Annotated in this window: 13 protein-coding genes; 11 read left to right on the top strand and 2 right to left on the bottom strand. The window is 71.9% G+C overall.

Translation table 11 applies throughout. The features are described from left to right. Positions 1-38: 38 nt before the first annotated feature. Positions 39-2,153 carry a helix-turn-helix domain-containing protein gene (locus ABT245_RS42140; RefSeq protein ID WP_351745319.1) on the bottom strand — a complete coding sequence of 705 codons (2,115 nt, stop codon included), beginning with the start codon at positions 2,151-2,153 and terminating at the stop codon, positions 39-41. 355 nt (positions 2,154-2,508) lie between these two features. Between ABT245_RS42140 and ABT245_RS42135 the strand changes: the two genes are divergently transcribed. After that, a complete protein-coding gene (locus ABT245_RS42135; RefSeq protein WP_351745317.1) occupies positions 2,509-3,981 on the top strand; it encodes an extracellular catalytic domain type 1 short-chain-length polyhydroxyalkanoate depolymerase in 1,473 nt (490 codons plus the stop codon). Between the two features lie 296 nt (positions 3,982-4,277). Here ABT245_RS42135 and ABT245_RS42130 read toward each other — a convergent pair whose 3' ends face one another. Then, positions 4,278-4,898, bottom strand: coding sequence for a TetR/AcrR family transcriptional regulator (locus tag ABT245_RS42130; protein ID WP_351745314.1), 621 nt, complete (start codon positions 4,896-4,898; stop codon positions 4,278-4,280). 117 nt (positions 4,899-5,015) lie between these two features. Between ABT245_RS42130 and ABT245_RS42125 the strand changes: the two genes are divergently transcribed. The 10 genes from ABT245_RS42125 to ABT245_RS42075 all read left to right on the top strand — a co-directional run. Then, positions 5,016-7,307, top strand: a complete 2,292-nt coding sequence (locus ABT245_RS42125) for an exo-beta-d-1,3/1,6-glucosidase (protein WP_351745311.1) — start codon at positions 5,016-5,018, stop codon at positions 7,305-7,307. A gap of 227 nt (positions 7,308-7,534) precedes the next feature. Beyond that, complete coding sequence (locus ABT245_RS42120) at positions 7,535-8,491, top strand: ABC transporter ATP-binding protein (RefSeq protein ID WP_351745308.1); 957 nt, start codon at positions 7,535-7,537, stop codon at positions 8,489-8,491. Next, a complete protein-coding gene (locus ABT245_RS42115) occupies positions 8,488-9,873 on the top strand; it encodes an ABC transporter permease (RefSeq protein WP_351745305.1) in 1,386 nt (461 codons plus the stop codon). Before ABT245_RS42120 ends, ABT245_RS42115 begins: the two co-directional genes overlap by 4 nt. Then, complete coding sequence (locus ABT245_RS42110; RefSeq protein ID WP_351745302.1) at positions 9,854-12,604, top strand: bifunctional YncE/alkaline phosphatase family protein; 2,751 nt, start codon at positions 9,854-9,856, stop codon at positions 12,602-12,604. Before ABT245_RS42115 ends, ABT245_RS42110 begins: the two co-directional genes overlap by 20 nt. Positions 12,605-12,763: 159 nt before the next feature. After that, the gene (locus ABT245_RS42105; protein ID WP_351745300.1) at positions 12,764-13,279 is read left to right on the top strand and encodes a hypothetical protein; all 516 of its coding nucleotides are present in this window, start codon (positions 12,764-12,766) and stop codon (positions 13,277-13,279) included. Positions 13,280-13,420: 141 nt separating this feature from the next. Then, positions 13,421-13,579, top strand: coding sequence for a hypothetical protein (locus tag ABT245_RS42095; protein WP_351745297.1), 159 nt, complete (start codon positions 13,421-13,423; stop codon positions 13,577-13,579). 539 nt (positions 13,580-14,118) lie between these two features. Further along, positions 14,119-15,219, top strand: a complete 1,101-nt coding sequence (locus tag ABT245_RS42090) for an LLM class flavin-dependent oxidoreductase (protein WP_351745294.1) — start codon at positions 14,119-14,121, stop codon at positions 15,217-15,219. After that, positions 15,216-16,616: an NtaA/DmoA family FMN-dependent monooxygenase gene (locus ABT245_RS42085; RefSeq protein WP_351745292.1), complete on the top strand. Its 1,401-nt coding sequence runs from the start codon at positions 15,216-15,218 to the stop codon at positions 16,614-16,616. The genes ABT245_RS42090 and ABT245_RS42085 overlap by 4 nt, the downstream gene beginning before the upstream one ends. Before the next feature lie 86 nt (positions 16,617-16,702). Beyond that, entirely contained in the window at positions 16,703-17,980 is a 1,278-nt protein-coding gene (locus tag ABT245_RS42080; RefSeq protein WP_502982305.1) for an ATP-binding protein, read from the top strand. 217 nt (positions 17,981-18,197) lie between these two features. After that, positions 18,198-18,522, top strand: a 325-nt coding sequence (locus ABT245_RS42075; RefSeq protein WP_351745287.1) for a methylmalonyl-CoA mutase family protein, incomplete at its 3' end; no start/stop codon positions are given.

The raw sequence follows: 18,522 nt of genomic DNA, 5'->3' as shown, positions 1-18,522 counted from the left end.
GCGGCGGCCTGGCCGCCGCCCCGGCGTCAGCGAGCGGGTCAACCGCTCAGTTCCCGCAGTCTGAGGGCCAGTTGCAGCTCCAGCGCGCGGTCCGGGCGGCTCCAGTCCGCGCCGAGCAGCGCCTCGATGCGGTCCAGGCGTTGCACGACCGTGTTGACGTGCACGTGCAGCGTGTCCTTGGCGCGGGTCAGGCTGCCGCCCGCGCCGAAGTAGGCGGCGAGCGTGGGGACCAGTTCGGTGCCCCGCCGTGCGTCGTACTCCAGGAGCGGCCCGAGCGTGCCGCGCACGAAGCCGTTCACATCCTTGCTGTCGCCCAAGACCACGCCGAGGAAGCCGAGTTCACCGGCGGACGCGCCGTCGCCGTGGCGGCCGAGCACATGCAGGGCGCGCAGGCAGCGCACCGCCTCGGCGTGTGCGTCCGCGATCCGGGACGGCCCGCAGACCGGTCCTGCGGCCGCCACCGTGACCGGGGCGCCCGTGAGGTGGCCGAGTTGTACGGCCGCGGCGCGGGCGCACTGACCGGGCGTAAGCCGTTCGTCGGCCACCGTCAACAGCACGACGGCACCGGCGTGTTCGGCGCCTGCGCAACCGGCCGGGGCCCCGAAGAGATAGCGCACGGCGGCCGACCCCAGCCGTTCCCGGGCCGCGGGCTCCGTGTCGGCGACCAGCACCAGATACGGCCGGTCCAGGTCGACGCCGAGTCTGCGGCCCCGCTCGGCGAGCAGCGCGGGGTTGCGTCCGGTGTCGGTCAGCAGGTCGGTGACGAGTTCGCCGCGCACCCGGTTCTCGGTCTCCGCCACCGTGCGCCGCAGCAGCATGAGCAGGCCGGTGACGACGCCCGCGCGCTCGAACATCCGCCGGTCGGCGTCCGCCAGCGGGTGGCCCCGGTGCAGCACCATGATGGCCAGCAGTTCGTGCCCGGCCAGCACCGCGCAGATCCACCGCCCCGAGCGGGCCACCGCGCGGCCCGCCGTACGGGACTCCTCGGCGGCCGACACCAGCCAGCCCGCGTCCATCGAGTCGGCGGCGAACGGCCCGCCGTCGTGCCGGACCGCGGCGAGCGGCCGGCCGCCGGGATCGTGCACGGTGAGCGCCCCGTCGAGCAGTCCGGCCACGGCGACGGCCACCTCCCGCACGTCCCCGCCGCGCAGCACCAGGTCGGTGAGCCGGTCGTGTGCCTCCTCGGCCCGCTGCACGGCCGCCGCGTGCGCCCGCACGACCTCGTTGACCTCGGCGAGTTCGGCGAGCGCGGCACGGGTGTCGTCGAGCGCGCGGGCCGTGTCGATGGCGATGGCGGCGTGCGCGGCGAGCGAGGACAGCAGCGCCACCTCGTCGGGGCTGAACGAGCGGGGGCTGCGGTCGGCGGCGAACAGCACGCCGATCACCTTCCGGTCCCCGCCGTGCACCGAGCCGAGCAGCAGCGGTACACCGAGGATCGCGACCAGACCCTCCTCGGTCACGCCCGCGTTGATGTCGCGGGTGTGGCGGAAGCGCTCGTCGGTGGAGTAGTCCGGGGTCGCGTACGGGCGGGCGGTCTGCGCCACCAGGCCGCCAAGTCCCTCGCCGAGATCCAGCCGGAGGTGCTGGAACACCGGGGACACGGAGCCGTCCGTGACCCGCATGTAGGTGTCCCCGGCCTCCTCGTCCGGCAGCGTCAGATACGCCGTGTCGGTGCCCAGCAGCATCCTGGCCCGCCGGACGATGGCCTTCAGCACCTCGTCGACGTCCCGGGAGGCGGCGAGGTCGCCGGCCGTGTCGAACAGGGCGGCGAGTTCGAGTTCCCGGCGGCGATGCGCGCGCAGTGAGCTGCGCACCCGCAGTGCCGTGGCCACCGCCCGCTCGGTCTCCGCCAGGTCCGTCCCCTCGACGCCCGCCTCACGCGCCTGCCCGGTGACCGCGCCCAGCGCCTCGGCGGGCGCGCCGGTGGCGAGGAGTTCCAGCAGGCGCCGCAGGTGCGAAGCGGCCGAGGGCCCGCGGGAGTTCCCGCCGCCGCTTCCGGTCCGGTCCGTACCGCTCAGGGCCTCGCGATCGCCGCTTCCCGCGCGGTCGGCCTTTTTACCGAGGGCGCCTGAGGGCTCTTCGGCGCGGGCCCGGGGCATCGGCATCGCGGCGACGGGTCGTTCTTCGCCGCCCACTGCCGTGCTCGCGTTCATGTCAGCCTCCCGTGTCGTTCCCCCCACCTCTGTACGTCCCCCGCCCTGCGTTCGCTGGCCGTTACCGTAGGAAGCCGAACCGGCCGAACACACAGGGGCAGCACATACATTCCCCCATCCAGTCATAGTGTCCGGCCCCATAGGGTCTCAGTCGTGAGGGTCGGCGCACGTTTGCGCTCTCGGTTCGGCACAGCCTCGGGCAACGGCCGGTAACCACACTTCCCGGGATGCCCGATGGCGCACCGCCACATGTCCGCCCCCACCGCGCCGCGCCTACCGTCCCTCTGACCCCAGAGCCGCGCGAACGGGTCAATCCCCCGCCTCCGTGCGTCTCACAATCTCCGGAGGTACCACTGTGCGCCCCACCCTGCTCAGCCGATTCGCCCGGCTGATCGGACGGTTCGCCGTGTCCGGTCTGCTCATGGCGGCTGCCGGGACCACCGTTCTCGCCCCACCCGCCTCCGCCGCGGGCGGCTTGACCCAGGTGACCGGATTCGGTTCCAACCCCGGCAATCTGTCGATGTACACGTACGTCCCCGCGGGCCTGCCGGCCGGCGCCCCGCTCGTGGTCGCGTTGCACGGCTGCGGCCAGACGGCCAACGACTACTACGCCAACTCCGGTTGGACCAAGCTCGCCGACACGTACGGCTTCGCGGTGGTGTTCCCGCAGACCGGCTCGGCGAACAACGCCCTCTCCTGCTTCACCTGGTTCGACCCGGCCGACTCCACCCGCGACAAGGGCGAGGCCGCCTCGGTCGCCCAGATGGTCACCAAGGCCGGGTCGCTGTACGGCTCGAACGCCGACCGCGTGTATGTGACCGGCCTGTCGGCGGGCGGCGGCATGGCCGCGGACCTGCTCGCCGCGTACCCGGACGTGTTCGCGGGCGGCTCGATCGCCTCCGGTCTGCCCGCGCAGTGCGCGACCAGCCAGCTCGGCGCGTCCAGCTGCCAGATGGGAAGCCTGGGCCTCACCCCGGCCCAGTGGGGCGACAAGGTCCGCGCCCAGTACCCGGGTTACTCCGGGCCGTGGCCGCGCGTCGCGATCTGGCAGGGCACCTCGGACTACACGGTCTACCCGGTCAACGCGACCGAACTGCGCGACCAGTGGACCAATGTCCACGGCATCTCACAGACCCCGTCCAGCACCACGAGCCTGCCCGCGGGTACCACGCTGACCAGCTATGACGACACGTCCGGGAAGCCCGCCGTACAGCTCTACCAGATCAACGGCATGGGCCACGGTCTCGCCGTCGACCCGGGCTCAGGCGCCGAGCAGTGCGGCAGCACCGCCGCGTACTTCCTCGGCACCATCTGCTCCAGCTACTACACGGCGAAGTTCTGGGGACTCGACCAGGACGGCAGCACCGGCCCGGGCGACGGCGGTGAGCAGCTCCCCGCACCGACCGGCCTCACGGCAAGCCCGGCCGGCGACACCTCGGTCTCCCTGAGCTGGTCCCCGGTCCAGGGTGCCGCGTCCTACCGCGTCCAGCGGGGCGGCACCCAGGTCGGCACGCCCACCGGCACCACCTTCACCGACACCGCCCTGACCCCGGCCACGGCGTACACGTACACGGTTGCCGCGGTCGCCGCCGACGGCACGGTCGGCACGCCGTCCTCGGCGGTCAAGGCCACCACCACCGGTTCCGCCACGACCTGCGCGACGTCCACCAACTACGCCCATGTCACGGCGGGCCGGGCCCACACCAGCGGCGGCCACACATACGCCAACGGCTCCGACGAGGACATGGGGCTGTACAACGTGTTCGTCACCCACACCCTGAAGCAGACGTCGTCGGGTCACTACGTGCTCGCCGACTCCGGCTGCTGACCCCGGCCGCCGCTCCCCACACCATGGCGGGATTTTCAACCGGGTGGTAGAAAAGATGGACGGTTCCCGGACCCGAGGAGGGAGAGGCCATGGGGCAGCGGCGCGTCGTCCCGGCCGTCCTGGGGCGTGTTGTGAAAGTAGCGTCGTCCGCCCGGAGGGCGGGGCCCGCGGCGTCCGGTGCGGTGCATCGCAAGGCGGAGGGTCGTCCGCTTACTGGGCGTACGCGGACGATCCCGACAACGCGGCGAGGTGCCGTGCCAGGCGTCGCGCGCCAGACGGGACTTTCGAAACACGCCCTAATCCACCGGGGTGGTCAGCACCTGCTGGAGGAAGAACCTCAAAGGGCTCACCAGGTCCACTTCGTCGGGATTGGTCAGCCACTGGACCTGGAGCCCGTCCATCAGCGCGATGAAGCTGACGGCCGCCGTGCGCGGTTCGACGCCCTCGCGCAGATGCCCGCCCTCGGCCATGGCGCGGAAGGCGGAGTGCATGTAGTCACGCGCGTCCCGGTAGTGCCGGGTGAAGTAGTCGTGCGCCGGATGCTCGGGCGTGATCGCCTCGGCCGCCAGGCGGACGTACAACTCGACGATGCCGGGATGACGCGCGTTGTGGGCCGCGAGCGCGAGGAGGTGGCGCACGCCCCCGATGCCGACGGGTTCCCGGGGGAAGCCGCGGGCGTCGTCCTCCTCGTCGCGCCGCTCCAGCACGGCGGCCAGCAGCGCCTCCCGGTCGGGGAAGTAGTAGATCAGCGTCGCATGGCTGATGCCGACCCGCTTCGCGATCTCCCGCAGCGACGCGCCGTGGTACCCGGCGTCGGCATATACGGACGCGGCCGCGGTGACGATCTCCGCACGACGCTGTCGGCCTTTGGCGTAGGCGGGCGTGGTGCCCGCCGTGCGGGTCTCGGCAGAGGTCATCCACCCATCATGCCCCAGCCCCGGCACTGATCCAGCCGCCGCTTTCCGCCGGCCCCGCCGTCGGATCCGTATCCACCCGCTTCGCCTCACGAATGTGCCTCACGAACAGGAACAAGCATGGCCGACCTCCCCTACCGCGACCCCGCACTGCCCGTTCCCGCACGGGTCGACGACCTGGTGTCCCGCATGACGCTGCCGGAGAAGGTCGGGCAGATGCTCCAGCTCAACGCGAAGGACGGTGTCACCCATCTGATAGAGGACCTGCACGTCGGGTCGGTCCTGCACGCGTCGCCGAAGCGCATCGTGCAGGCCATGGACCTCGCCGAGGGCACCCGCCTGGGCATCCCGTTGCTGATCGGTGAGGACTGCATCCACGGGCACTCCTTCTGGCCTGGCGCCACCATCTACCCCACCCAACTGGGCATGGCCGCCTCCTGGGACCCGGAGCTGGTCGAGCGCGTCGGCCGCGCGAGCGCCGTGGAGATCTCCGCCACCGGCGTCCACTGGACCTTCTCCCCCGTGCTGTGCATCGCCCGCGACCTGCGCTGGGGGCGGGTGGGCGAGACCTTCGGCGAAGACCCCTATCTGCTGGGCGAGTTCGGCTCCGCCATGGTGCGCGGGTACCAGGGCGACGGCCTGGACGACCCCACGGCCGTGCTCGCCTGTGCCAAACACTTCGCCGGCTACTCCGAGACCCAGGGCGGCCGCGACGCGAGCGAGGCCGACCTCAGCCGCCGCAAGCTGCGCTCCTGGTTCCTGCCGCCCTTCGAACGCGTCGCACGCGAGGGCTGCCGCACCTTCATGATCGGATACCAGTCGATCGACGGCGTGCCCATCACCATGAACCAGTGGCTGCTGCGCGAGGTCCTGCGCGACGAGTGGAACTACACGGGCACCCTCGTCACCGACTGGGACAACGTCGGCCGCATGGTGTGGGAGCAGCATGTGTGTGCCGACCACACCGAGGCCGCGGCCCGGGCCGTGCGTGCCGGAAACGACCTCATCATGACCACGCCGCAGTTCTTCGACGGCGCACAGGACGCGGTGGCCCGCGGGCAGTTGACGGAAGCCGAGATCGACGCCGCCGTACGGCGCATCCTGACGCTGAAGTTCGAACTCGGGCTCTTCGAGAACCCGCGCCGGCCCGACCCCGCCCGACAGGCCGTGTCCATCGGCTCCCCCGATCACACCGCGCTGAACCTGGAGATGGCGCGCCGCAGCCTCGTCCTCCTCTCCAACGACGGCACACTGCCCCTTCTGGACGAGGCGACGGCCGACGCCTCGGGACGGGCCGCGGCGCCCGCCGGGGCGGCCCCGCGGCGCATCGCCGTGATCGGCCCCAACGCCGACGCGGTCGACGCACAACTCGGTGACTGGGCCGGTTCCTCCGGGCAGGCCGACTGGCTGCCCGTTGGCCATCCGCGGCATCTGACGGAGACCGTCCTGGACGGCCTGAGGGCGGTCGTGCCCGCCGACTGGTCGGTCGCCCACGCCCGTGGCTGCCACATCGCGGAGTTCGTGCCCGACCCGCAGGGACCGCTGCTGCCCGACGGACAGCCCGCTCCGGACATCGTCGTGCCAGCCCGGCCCGATGCGGTCCTGCTGCGTGAGGCCGTCGCCACCGCCGAGGAGGCCGACCTCGTCGTCGCCGTCGTCGGCGACACCATCGGCCTGATCGGTGAGACCCGTTCCACCGCCACCCTGGACCTGGTCGGCGGCCAGGTCGAACTCCTCGACTCGCTGGCGGCCACCGGGAAACCCATGGTCGTCGTGGTGATCAGCTCCAAGCCGCAGGTCCTGCCGCCGTCGGCCGTGGACGCGGCGGCGCTCATCCAGGCATTCAACCCGGGCATGCGCGGCGGGCGCGCCATCGCGGAACTCCTGCTCGGTCTGATCGAGCCCAGCGGGCGCCTCCCGCTCACCGTTCCGCGGCACGTCGGTCAGCAGCCCGTGTACTACAACCAGATCCGCGGCCAGCACGGGGACCGCTATGCCGATCTGACCCAGGACCCTCTGTTCGCGTTCGGCGAAGGACGCGCGTACACCGAGATCGCCTACACGGATCTGCGGATCCATACGCCGCAGGTCGCACCGGAGGGCGACGTGCGGGCGACGGTCACCCTCGCCAACACCGGCCGCCGGCCCGCCCGCGAGACCGTCCAGGTCTACATCCGTGACCTGGTCACCTCGGTGACCTGGGCCGACAAGGAGCTGAAGGCCCATCGTCAGGTCGATCTGCGGCCCGGCCAGACGGTCGACGTGGACATCGTGCTGCCCGCCGCCGACTGCACCCTCGTCACGGCGGACGGGCGCCGCGTCGTGGAACCCGGCTCGTTCGATCTGCTGGTCGGCTCCTCGTCCCGCGACCGCGATCTGCTGGCGGGGCGCTTCAGGATCGATCAGGACTAGTGCCGGCGTCGGAGTTTCGCCAGGCTATTCAGACAACAAAGGTTTCTGAATAGCCTGGCAAAGGACAGAAAAAGAAGGGGAATTGAGATGACCAAGTCCCCGAGTATGCCATCCTGACCAGCGCTTTGTCGCAGTCGACATCCGTTTGAAGAACGTTCAACTCGCTGTTCGCACAAGGGCTGTGTGAGGTCCCTAGGGTTCCTGAGGTTTTCGAAAGAAGGGGCCTCATGGACACACCCTTGGCAATCCGGACTCGGGGAATCGCGAAGTATTTCGGCGACGTCGTGGCACTCGACGGCGTCGACCTGGATGTGACGCAGGGTCAGATCCATGGCCTGGTGGGGCCGAACGGCGCCGGCAAGACGACGCTGCTCGGCCTCCTGCTGGGTCTGTCCGTCGCCGACAGCGGCACCCTGGAGATCCTGGGTGCGCCGGTCGGTCGGGTGCCGGCCGTCCCCGACGGCGTCGCCGGTTTCGTCGACGGCCCCGGCCTCTACCCCTCGCTCACCGCCCGGCAGAATCTCGCCGCGCTGGCGGCACTTCGCGGCGAGGACGCGCAAAGCGCCGGGATCGACGAGGCGCTGGAGCAGGTCGGTCTCGCCGATGTCGCCGACGACCGGGCCCGCGGCTTCTCCCTCGGCATGCGGCAGCGGCTCGGGCTCGCCGCCGCCCTGCTCACCAGGCCCCGGCTGCTGGTGCTGGACGAACCCTCCAACGGCCTCGACCCGGCCGGCAAGAGACACATCCACGGTGTGCTGACCCGGCTCGCGGCCGACGGAACCGGCGTCGTCCTGTCCAGCCACCGCATGGACGACCTCGAAGCGCTGTGCTCCGAGGTCACCATCCTCGCCACCGGACGGGTGGTCTTCTCCGGCCCGCCCGGCAAGCTGACCGCTGAGAACCGTGAACTCGACTACCGGTTGCTCACCTCCGATCCCGAGGCCGCCCGCCGGCTGGCCGCCGACACCGCCGGGATCCGGACCGTGGACGACGCCGGGCCCGCACGGCAGGACACCGGGCTGATCGTCATACGCGCGCTGGGGCCCGCCCTGGACGAACTCGTGGTGCGGCTCGTGCGGTCGGGCATCGCGCTGCGCGAACTCGCCCCCGTGGTCTCGCCGCTCGAGGCCGCGTTCCTCGCCCTCACCGAACAGCGGACCGCAGCACAGGAGGGCGGCCGATGACCGCGACCCTCGCCGACGGCACGGTCGCCGTCGCCCGCCGCGTTCCGGTGACGCGCGGCTACCGCTTCGAACTGGTCAAGCTCGTCACGCAGTGGCGGGTCCGGCTGCTGGTGCTCGCCTGCTGGCTCGCGCCGGCGCTCTTCGTGATGGCGGTGAGCCGGCAGAGCACGCTGCCCACCGACACCCTCTTCGGCCGCTGGATGCACGCCACGGGGTGGGCCGGACCGCTGGTCATGCTCGGCTTCGCGGGCACCTGGGCGCTCCCGCTGCTGACCTCGGTGGTGGCCGGCGATGTGTTCGCCGCCGAGGACCGGCTGGGCACCTGGCGTCATCTGCTCATGGCGGTGCGCTCTGCTCGGCGGATCTTCGTGGCGAAGGCGCTGGCCGGCCTCACCGTCGTCCTGCTGCTCGTGGCCGGTCTCGCCTGCTCCAGCGTGGCCGGCGGGCTGGTGGCGGTCGGCAACCGGCCGCTGGTCGGCCTGGACGGGCACCTGCTGACGCCGGGGGACGCCGCCGGCAAGGTGCTGCTCGCCTGGGTCTGCGCGCTCGCCCCGACGCTGGCGCTCGCCGCGATCGGGCTGCTCGGGTCGGTGGTCCTCGGGCGGTCCCCGATGGGGCTGCTGCTGCCCGCGCTCGTCGCGCTCACCATGCAGCTCGCCCAGATGCTGCCGCTGCCCGTCGCCGTGCGTCTCGCCCTGCCCGGATACGCCTTCGTCTCCTGGAACGGTCTGTTCACCGAGCCCGCGCAACTGACTCCGCTCCTCATCGGCGTCGCGGTCAGCCTGGTGTGGGCGGTGGTCGCCACGACGCTGGCCTTCGTGCTGTTCGTGCGGCGCGACTTCACCAACCAGGGCCATGACGGCTCGGGGCGCCGTGCGGTCGTCCTCGCGGCCCTGTCCCTGATCGTGCTGCCGGCCGCGACGGCCGCGGTCCTCGCCCTGGCGACGGGGGCCACGGGTTCGGGGATCGAGCAGGCCGAGGTGCAGCGTTCGGTCGCCACCGCGTTCGCCCACCTGTACCGGCTGCAGACCAAGGAACTCAACCGCCCCGATGTCACCGAGGCGCAGCTGAAGGCCACGGCGGCGTGCGCCAAGGGCGACGTCCAGGACTCCTCCGCCCAGGGGTCGGGCAACGACTGGCGCTGCGTCGTCTCCTGGCACCTCCCCGACGTCGAGGCCACCGGCACGGCCGTCTATCAACTCGACGTCACTCCGGACGGGCGGTTCGTCGCCGACGGCGACGGACCGAAGGAAGTGAACGGCTACTTCCTGGTGCGAACCCCCCAGGGAGACGCACCGAACCCGCTGTGGCAGTTCGACGGCAACGTCGAACTGCCGGCCAACACCCCGAAGGGACAGATCAATGCAGGTATCACGCCGTAGGCGTGTCGAGAAGGACCGCTTCGGTCTTCTCGGTGGAAACATCGGCCGCCGCACGCCTCTGGTGACGGCCGGCATCACCGCCATGGGCCTCCTCGCCGCCGGTACCGCTTTCGCCCAGACCCGTCAGTTCGGCACCGACCAGGTCGGCCAGACCACCTCCAAGGGCCAGCTGGTCTCCAGCAACCAGTACATCGACCCCTACGGTGACCGCTCGGTCATCGACAACGGCAAGATCATGTCGTCCGTGGTCAGCCCGGACGGCACCCATCTGGCGGCCTCGGTCACCGACGGGGACTCGGCGCTGGTCATCGTGGACCTGAAGTCCCGTCAGGTGGTGCAGCGCATCGGCAACTCCTCGGCCGTGGACCTGAAGATCAGCGGCAAGGACGTCGGCCAGGAGGGCCCGACGTACTCGCCCGACGGCAAGCAGCTGTGGCTGGGCCGGACCGACGGCTACACCAAGTTCACCGTGAACGCCGACGGCACCCTCGCCAAACCGGTGAACGTCCCGATCCCGGCGGACGGTCCAAGACACGCGCTGGCGAGCGCGGCCGTCTTCTCGGCCGACGGCTCCACCGTGTACGCGGCGGTCAACGGCCAGAACCGGGTGGTCGCCATCGACGCGGCGACCGGCGCCATCAAGCAGAGCTGGGCCACCGGCAACGCCCCGCGCGCAATCGTCCAGGCCGGCTCCAAGCTGTACGTCAGCAACGAGGGCGGACGGGCGGCCAGGCCGGGCGACCCCACCATCAACTCGTACAACACCCAGGTGCCGGCGGACCCGAAGACCGGTGCCACCACCACCGGCACGGTCAGCGTCATCGACCTGGCGAACCCGGCGGCCGGCGCCCTGAGCATCGACGTCGGCCTGCACCCGACCGCGCTGTACGCCACGAAGGGCGCGGTGTTCGTCACCGACACCGCCGGCAACGACGTGTCCGTCATCAGCACCGCCGACGACAAGGTCGTACAGACCATCTCCACCCAGCCGTGGCCTCAGGCGTCGGTCGGCTACGAGCCCAACGCGGTGACGCTCACCGACGACGGGCACCTGCTGGTGACGCTCGGCCGTGCCAACGCGGTCGCCGTCTACACGTACAAGGGCCCGCAGGAGCCGGTCGGTTACGTCGGCCTGCTCCCGACGGACTACTTCCCGGCGGAGATCGCCACCGTCGGCCGGCAGATCGTCGTCTCCAACACCCGTGGTGTCGACGCCCGCCGCCCCACCGCCAACGCCGGGCACGGCACCCACGACACGACGTCGAGCCTGCAGTACTTCACCCTGCCGAGCGACAAGGTCATCAGGTCCCAGACGGCCAAGGTCTTCGAGCAGAACGGCTGGATGCACGGCTCGGTCAAGCTGGCCCGGGGCAAGAAGGCGAAGGCCGTGCCGGTCCCGAACCGGATCGGCGACCCCTCGACGATCAAGCACGTGTTCCTGATCGTCAAGGAGAACCGGACCTACGACCAGGTCCTCGGTGATCTGCCGCAGGGCAACGGCGACCCGGCGCTGACGCAGTTCGGCGAGAACGTCACGCCGAACCAGCACGCCCTGGCCGAACAGTTCGGGCTGTACGACAACACGTACGACATCGGCACGAACTCCGCCGAGGGCCACAACTGGCTGATGCAGGCCGACAACCCGGAGTACACCGAGTCCTCGGCCGGTGAGTACCTGCGCAGCTACGACACGGAGGACGACGCCCTCGGGCACCAGCGGACCGGTTTCATCTGGTCCGGTGCGCAGGACGCCGGCAAGTCCGTGCGGGACTTCGGCGAGTTCCACCAGTTCCTGACCAAGCCGTCGGGCGCGAGCTGGCAGAACCTGTACTGCGACGCCAAGAACATGGCGGCGACCGGCGACGACACGGCCTACAAGCTGACCTCGTCCTCGCCGATCCCGTCGCTCAACAGCGTCTCGGTGCCCGGGTTCCCGAAGTTCGACACCAGCGTCCCGGACGTCTACCGGGCGGAGATCTGGAAGAAGGACTTCGCACAGCACGGTCCGGCGAACCTGAACATGTTCTGGCTCTCCAGCGACCACACCGGTGGCCCGGTGAACTCGGCCTCCCAGGTCGCGGACAACGACCTGGCGACCGGCCGGATAGTCGACACGATCTCGCACAGCAAGTACTGGAAGGACTCGGCGATCTTCGTCGTCGAGGACGACTCCCAGGCCGGCCAGGACCATGTCGACGGCCACCGTGCGCCGGTCCAGATCATCAGCCCCTGGGCCCAGCACGGCACGGTCGACAGCCACTACTACTCCCAGATCAACATGGTGCGGACCATCGAGCAGATCCTCGGGATCAAGCCGATGAACCAGAAGGACAGCGCCGCCACCCCGATGAGTGCGGCGTTCACCACGAAGCCGGACTACACGCCGTTCACCGCCCTGCCCAACCGGACCTCGCTGACCAGCGGTCTGGCCACGCCGCCCGCCTGCGGCCCGGACGTCCCGGCGCCGCAGAACCCGGCCGCGGCGGCCGTGCCGTCGGGGAAGGTCCCGGCGGACAAGAAGTCCCTCGCGGCGACATGGGAGGAATGGAAGTCGCACCAGCGGCTCACCGGGTCCCACGCCGTTCCCGACTTCGCGAACCCCGCGCAGATGAACCACTTCACGTGGTACCAGACGTACGGGTACACAAAGCCGTACCCCGGCGAGCACAAGCTCTACGCGCCGGGCGATGTGCCCGGCGCCTTCGTCCCGTCGTCGGAGTCCGACGGCTGACCTCTGCTCCTCACCCCCTGAGGGCCCCTGGCCGGCGTCACCGCCGGTCAGGGGCCCGTCCCGCCGTGTGGGCGGTGTGTCCGCTCGCGACCCGCCCGGAACCTTCGTAAGGTCCGAGTGACCTCCGCAGGTCCGAGCCACCCCACGGGCAGGAACCGCATGGACCACTCGCCGCACATGTCCCCGCTGCCGTCCGTGATGGCGATGGGCCTCGCCGGGTTTCTGCCGGCCACCGTGGTCCCGGGCCTCGTCCTGCTCCTGCGGCGGGCGCCGCTGTGGGAGCGGGTGAGCCTGCCGGCGGGTGCCGCCCTTGCGCTGCTGGTGCTGACGCACGCGTGGGCGGTGCTGGCCGGCCCCGTGGCCGGACTGCGGCCACCGGGCGGCGCGTTGGTGACGGAGCCGGTGCTGGTGGCGGCGGCCGTGGTGTTCTGGGTCCCGGTCGTCGGCCGCACCCGGCACCGGCTGGGCGACCCGGGCCGGTGCCTGTGCCTCTTCCTCGCCGCACCGCTGCTCGACCTGCCCGCACTCGGCGTCATCGCCGCCGGGCACTCGCTGGAGGGGCTGGCCATGATCGTGGGCATGCTGCCCCTCGCCGTCGCCGCGGCCGCCGTCACCTGGACATGGGCGAACCAGGAGGAACACACAGCCCTGCTCGCCCCGAAAACCGCCCCCTGACCGGCATGGGCGAGGCCGAATCGGGCCACCACCGCGGAACTCCCGAGCGTCATCGCGTCGATGCCGGACAGGCCCGCCGGGAGGAGAGGGATCTCCCCGACGGGGGCGACGGCCTGCTCGACGTAACCGCCGCCCGTACCGGTGAACACCCACACCCGCCGGCCGGCAGGCCCCTGCCCGGGTCCGGCCGCCGTCGGTGCGGTGGTGGTGGAGGAGCGGATCGCGGTGCTCGATGCGCAGATCGCGCGGCTCACCCGGCCGCGGGATGCCCTGAAGGCGCGGCGGGGCCAGGGCGGGTGACCCGCCGGGCGGGGCGGGCGGCCGGGGACGGTACGGGGCTTCAGGACGTCGCTGCGAGGGACGCGGCCTCCCACGCGAACCCGTCCGGGTCGGTGAAGGGTCCACGGGCGCCGCCGATCACCAGCCGCCGGTGTTCCATGGCCGTCCGCAGCAACCGGACGAGGGCCGGGCGTCACCATCAGCGCACGCGCGACGCCAAGCCCACGGACTGACGGCGCCCTTGACACACACACGGGTCGACGCGTCGTCGTACGCGGCACGGCGGGCGGCATCCGGCGCCCTTGACACACACACGGGCCGACGACTTACGTTGAACCCGCACGTTCCGGACGGTGGAGGACTTCGATGCGCGTACCCGGCATGGCACCGCGGGGTGCCGGCACGGCTACGCGTCTGATCACCCGGCGGCATGTCGACTACTGCCGCACCTCCTCCGCGGTCTGTCCTTCCGTACACATCTGACCCGGCCGGCCCGCACCGCCGGCCGTCTCGCCGTGGCCCCGCGCCCGTCCGCCCCCGTGTTCCCGGAAGGATCACCCATGCCCGGTCCCGCCCTGCACCTCGCCGTCGAACTCGACGGCGACGGCGCCCATCCCGCGGCCTGGCGCCGCGCCGCCCACTCCCCCGACCAGCTCCTCACCCCACGCCGGGTGGCCCACCTCGCCGCCGTCGCCGAGAACGCCGGGTTCACCCTGATCACCCTGGACGACGGCGTGCTGCCGCCCGGTGCCGCGCCCGATCCGGTGGGCCGGATCGGCGCGGTGGAGCGTGCGGCCTTCGTCGCCGCGTCCACGAGCACCCTCGGCATCGCGCCCGTCGCACCCCTCACCTACGCCGAACCCTTCCACGTAGCCGGCCAGTTGGCGTCCCTGGACCATATCTCCGCGGGCCGGGCCGGCTGGGTGGTGAAGGAGGAGGACCGGCCCGAGGCGGCCCGCGCCTGGGGGCGTCCCCTCGTCGGCGACGCCGCAGCACGGGCACGGGAGTCCCGTGACGGTGTGGAGGTGGCCCGCGCGCTGTGGGACTCATGGGAGGACGACGCGGTCATCCGCTCCGTGGCCACCAGCCGCTACCTCGACCGCGACCGGCTCCACTACATCGACTTCACCGGACAGACATACGCGGTCAAGGGCCCGGCGATCGTGCCGCGTCCGCCCCAGGGGCAGCTCGTCGTCCTCGGCCACCCGGACGCGGTGCCCGCGGACCGGCTCGATGTCGCCCTGGTCACAGGCCGCGACCGTGCGGCGGTGGCCGCCGCCGCTGCGGACGCCGGCACCCCGCTCGTCTTCGCCGAGGTCGAGGTCGCCCTGGACACGCCGGACGCCACCGGCGCCGAGCGCGTCGCCGACCTGGAGCGAGATGCCCCCTGGAGCGACCGCGGCCGACTGCGCCACACCGGACCGGCGGCCCAACTGGCGTCCCTTCTCGAAGGGTTGAGCGGGATCGTGGACGGCGTACGACTGCATCCGCTGGTGCTGGACGAGGACCTGCCCGTCCTCGCCCGCCTCGTGCTCCCCGCCCTCACCGAACGACGCCGCATCACCCGCCCGCTGCCCGGCACGTCCCTGCGCTCGACGCTGGGCCTGCGGCGCCCCGCCAACCGCTTCGCCGTCGCGGCCACCCAGGAGGATGCCCGATGACCCGCACCGACCCCCTCGACGTCCCCCGGCCGCACGCGCGGCTCCACCTCGGCGTGTTCTTCCAGGGCGTCAACCACTGGACCATCTGGTCCGCCCCCGAGAGCGGCTCGCAGATCGACCCCGCCTCCTTCCAGCGGGTCGCCCAGAGAGCCGAACAGGGCCTGTTCGACGCGTTCTTCCTCGGTGAGGGGCTGCGGCTGCGCGAGGTCGACGGCCGGATCCACGATCTCGACGTGGCGGGGCGGCCGGACGCCATCACCCAGCTCGCCGCGCTGGCCGCCGTCACCCGCCGGATCGGCCTGGTCTCCACCTCCAACTCGACCTTCAACGAACCCTCCGACCTCGCCCGGCGCCTGTCCGGCCTCGACCTGCTCTCCGAAGGCCGCGCCGGCTGGAACGTGGTGACCACGGACAACGCCTGGACCGGCGCGAACTTCCGCCGGGGCGGCTTCCTCGACCACGCCGACCGCTATCGGCGCGCCGAGGAGTTCCTCACCGTGGCCCGCGCCCTCTGGGACGGCTGGGAGGACCGGGCCGTCGCCGGCTCCGCGGGCGCCCCCGCCTGGTCGGCGCCCTCGGCCGTACACCGAGTACGGCACCGCGGACCGCAGTTCGACGTCGACCTCGTCCCGACCCTGCCGCGCAGCGCCCAGGGCCATCCCGTCATCTTCCAGGCCGGGGACTCCGGCGAGGGACGCGACTTCGCCGCCCGCAACGCCGACGTCATCTTCTCCGCGCACGGCTCGGACTTCGACGACGCGCTCCGCTTCGCCGAGGACATCCGGCGCCGGCTGCGGGCCGTGGGGCGGCCCGACGACGACCTGCGCATCCTGCCCGGCACGGAGATCATCCTCGGCGCCACCGAGGAGGAGGCGCTGGAGAAGAAGCGCTGGATCCGGCTGCAACAGGTCACCCCCGCGACCGCGTTGGGGATCGCGCAACTGCTGTGGGGCATCGACCTGTCCGACCGTGACGCCGACGGCCCGCTGCCCAAGGAGGATCCGGTCGTCACCGAGAACGACGGCTCCTTCGGCGCACGGCGCATCGCCGACCCGCGCACCGTGGTGGCCGAGTGGCGCGCGAAGGCGCAGGCGCACGGCTGGTCGCTGCGCGAGACGGTCATCGCGCTCGGGCCGCAGCGCGGCCACGTGGGCACCCCGTCCGGTCTCGCCGACAAGTTCGCCCACTTCGTGCGGCACGGCGCGCTCGACGGTTTCAACGTCACGCCGTATCTGATCCCGGACGGTCTCGACGACATCGTCGACCTGCTCGTCCCCGCGTTGCAGGAGCGCGGCGTGTACCGCACCGAGTACACCGGTACGACGCTGCGCGCCCACCTCGGGCTGCGCGAACCCCTCACCCACCGGTCCTCGGCCCGCGGGCGGGAGGCGGGCTGACCGCTGCGGCGCCGCCCCGGCTCAAGGTGCTCCCAGAAGCTCCCGCGGGGGACAATGAGGTCCCCCGTACCTGTGAGGTGGTGGCGATGCCCGCATGGCATCTGCGCGACTATCACGACGACGATCTCGACCAGGCCGTCCAGATCTGGGACCAGAGCCGCCGCGCCGACGAGGACCGGGTGTTTCCGATCTCCGAGGTGATGGCCGCGGCCAAGACCAGTCAGACGGCGGTGGTCGCGGCGGTCGGCGAAGAGCTGGTGGGCATGGCCGTGGCCGAGACGTGCGGGAAGCGGGCATGGATCCTGCTGGTGGCGCTCGCCGCGCAGTGGCGCAAGCGGGGCATCGGCAGCGCTCTCCTCGCCGAGCTGGAACGGCGGCTCAGGGCTCTGGGCATCCGCCACAGCAGCGCGCTGCTGCCCGCCGGGTCACCCGGGACGACAGCGCTGGAGAACTCCGGCTACCGGTCTCGCGACGACCTGATCTACTACGAGAAGGTCGAACCGCCCGGCGCCCCGAACGTGGACGTCCTCGCGGCTCTGGGCGGCCGTATGCTGCCCGCCGGGTGCTGGGAGGCCATGGCCGGCATGGAACGCGAGAAACTGGTCGTCGAACGCCGTGTCGTGCTCCCGCTGACGGAGCCCGCGCTGGCCGACCGCTACGGCGTCGTCCCGCCCAAGGCGGTCATCCTGTTCGGGCCGCCCGGCACCGGGAAGACCAGCTTCGCCAAGGCGGTGGCCTCACGGCTCGGCTGGCCGTTCGTGGAACTCTTCCCGTCCCGGCTCGCGGCCGACACGAGCGAGGGACTCGCCGCGGCACTGCGCGAGGTCTTCGCGGAGCTGGCGGAACTGGACTCGGTGCTGCTCTTCATCGACGAGGTCGAGGAGATCGCCGGCGCCCGGTCCGGCAAGGCGGTGGATCCCGGGCACGGGGTGACCAACGAGTTGCTCAAGCTGATCCCCGTCTTCCGCGAGCACGACGAGCGGCTGCTGGTCTGTGCCACCAACTCCGTACGCTCTTTGGACGCGGCCTTCCTGCGGCCGGGCCGGTTCGACTACGTGATCCCCATCGGGCCGCCCGACACCACGGCCCGCGCGGCGATCTGGACCCGCTATCTGGGCGCCGCGGGCGGCACGGTGGACGTGCCCCGACTGGTCAGCGCCAGCGAGCTGTTCACCCCGGCCGACATCGAGTTCGCCGCGCGCAAGGGCGCACAGGCCGCGTTCGAACGCGAGGTCACCGACCCCCAGGGCCGGCCGGCCGGCACCGAGGACTACATGACGGCCATCGGCGACACCCGGCCGACGCTCACCGCGAAGGCGGTCGAGGAGTTCACCGAGGACATCCAGCGCTACAGCCGCCTCTGAGACCGGCCCGGCCGGAGCAGAACGCCTGCGAGGTGTCCTTCCACAACCGCGCGCGCTCGGACCGGGCGCCATGCGGGGGTGGCCGAACGGGCACTCCCGCCGGGCCGGGCCGCGGCGCTCCTCGGGGATCTCGTCCGGGGCTTCTGCGCCGCGAGCGCACCGAGCAGACTCGAATCCGGCCTGCGTCGGCGTCTTCCCCGGGAAGGGACGTGACATCGTGGAGCGTGGTGGGGGCGGTGCCCGATCCGGTGAGTCCGGACTGCCCGTGGAGCCGGTCTACGGGCCCGCCGCGCTGGCGGGCTGGGATCCGGCCGAGCGGCTGGGCGAGCCCGGTGCGTATCCCTTCACCCGGGGTGTGTACCCGACGATGTACACCGGCCGTCCCTGGACGATGCGCCAGTACGCGGGCTTCGGTACGGCCGCCGAGTCCAACGCCCGCTACCGGCAGCTGATCGCGCACGGCACCACGGGCCTGTCCGTCGCCTTCGACCTGCCCACCCAGATGGGCCACGACTCCGACGCGCCCCTCGCGCACGGCGAGG

Origin of the sequence: Streptomyces sp. NPDC001508 (genome assembly GCF_040298665.1) — a bacterium.
Classification (GTDB): Bacteria; Actinomycetota; Actinomycetes; order Streptomycetales; family Streptomycetaceae; genus Streptomyces.
Note: the sequence above shows the minus strand (reverse complement) of the source record. Positions and strands in the feature narration are given on the sequence as shown.

Excerpts from the sequence above, each read along its gene's own strand:
- ABT245_RS42140 (WP_351745319.1), bottom strand. The coding sequence starts at position 2,153 with ATGAACGCGAGCACGGCAGTGGGCGGCGAAGAACGACCCGTCGCCGCG.
- ABT245_RS42130 (WP_351745314.1), bottom strand. The coding sequence starts at position 4,898 with ATGACCTCTGCCGAGACCCGCACGGCGGGCACCACGCCCGCCTACGCC.
- ABT245_RS42125 (WP_351745311.1), top strand. The coding sequence starts at position 5,016 with ATGGCCGACCTCCCCTACCGCGACCCCGCACTGCCCGTTCCCGCACGG.
- ABT245_RS42120 (WP_351745308.1), top strand. The coding sequence starts at position 7,535 with ATGGACACACCCTTGGCAATCCGGACTCGGGGAATCGCGAAGTATTTC.
- ABT245_RS42115 (WP_351745305.1), top strand. The coding sequence starts at position 8,488 with ATGACCGCGACCCTCGCCGACGGCACGGTCGCCGTCGCCCGCCGCGTT.
- ABT245_RS42110 (WP_351745302.1), top strand. The coding sequence starts at position 9,854 with ATGCAGGTATCACGCCGTAGGCGTGTCGAGAAGGACCGCTTCGGTCTT.
- ABT245_RS42105 (WP_351745300.1), top strand. The coding sequence starts at position 12,764 with ATGGACCACTCGCCGCACATGTCCCCGCTGCCGTCCGTGATGGCGATG.
- ABT245_RS42090 (WP_351745294.1), top strand. The coding sequence starts at position 14,119 with ATGCCCGGTCCCGCCCTGCACCTCGCCGTCGAACTCGACGGCGACGGC.
- ABT245_RS42085 (WP_351745292.1), top strand. The coding sequence starts at position 15,216 with ATGACCCGCACCGACCCCCTCGACGTCCCCCGGCCGCACGCGCGGCTC.
- ABT245_RS42080 (WP_502982305.1), top strand. The coding sequence starts at position 16,703 with ATGCCCGCATGGCATCTGCGCGACTATCACGACGACGATCTCGACCAG.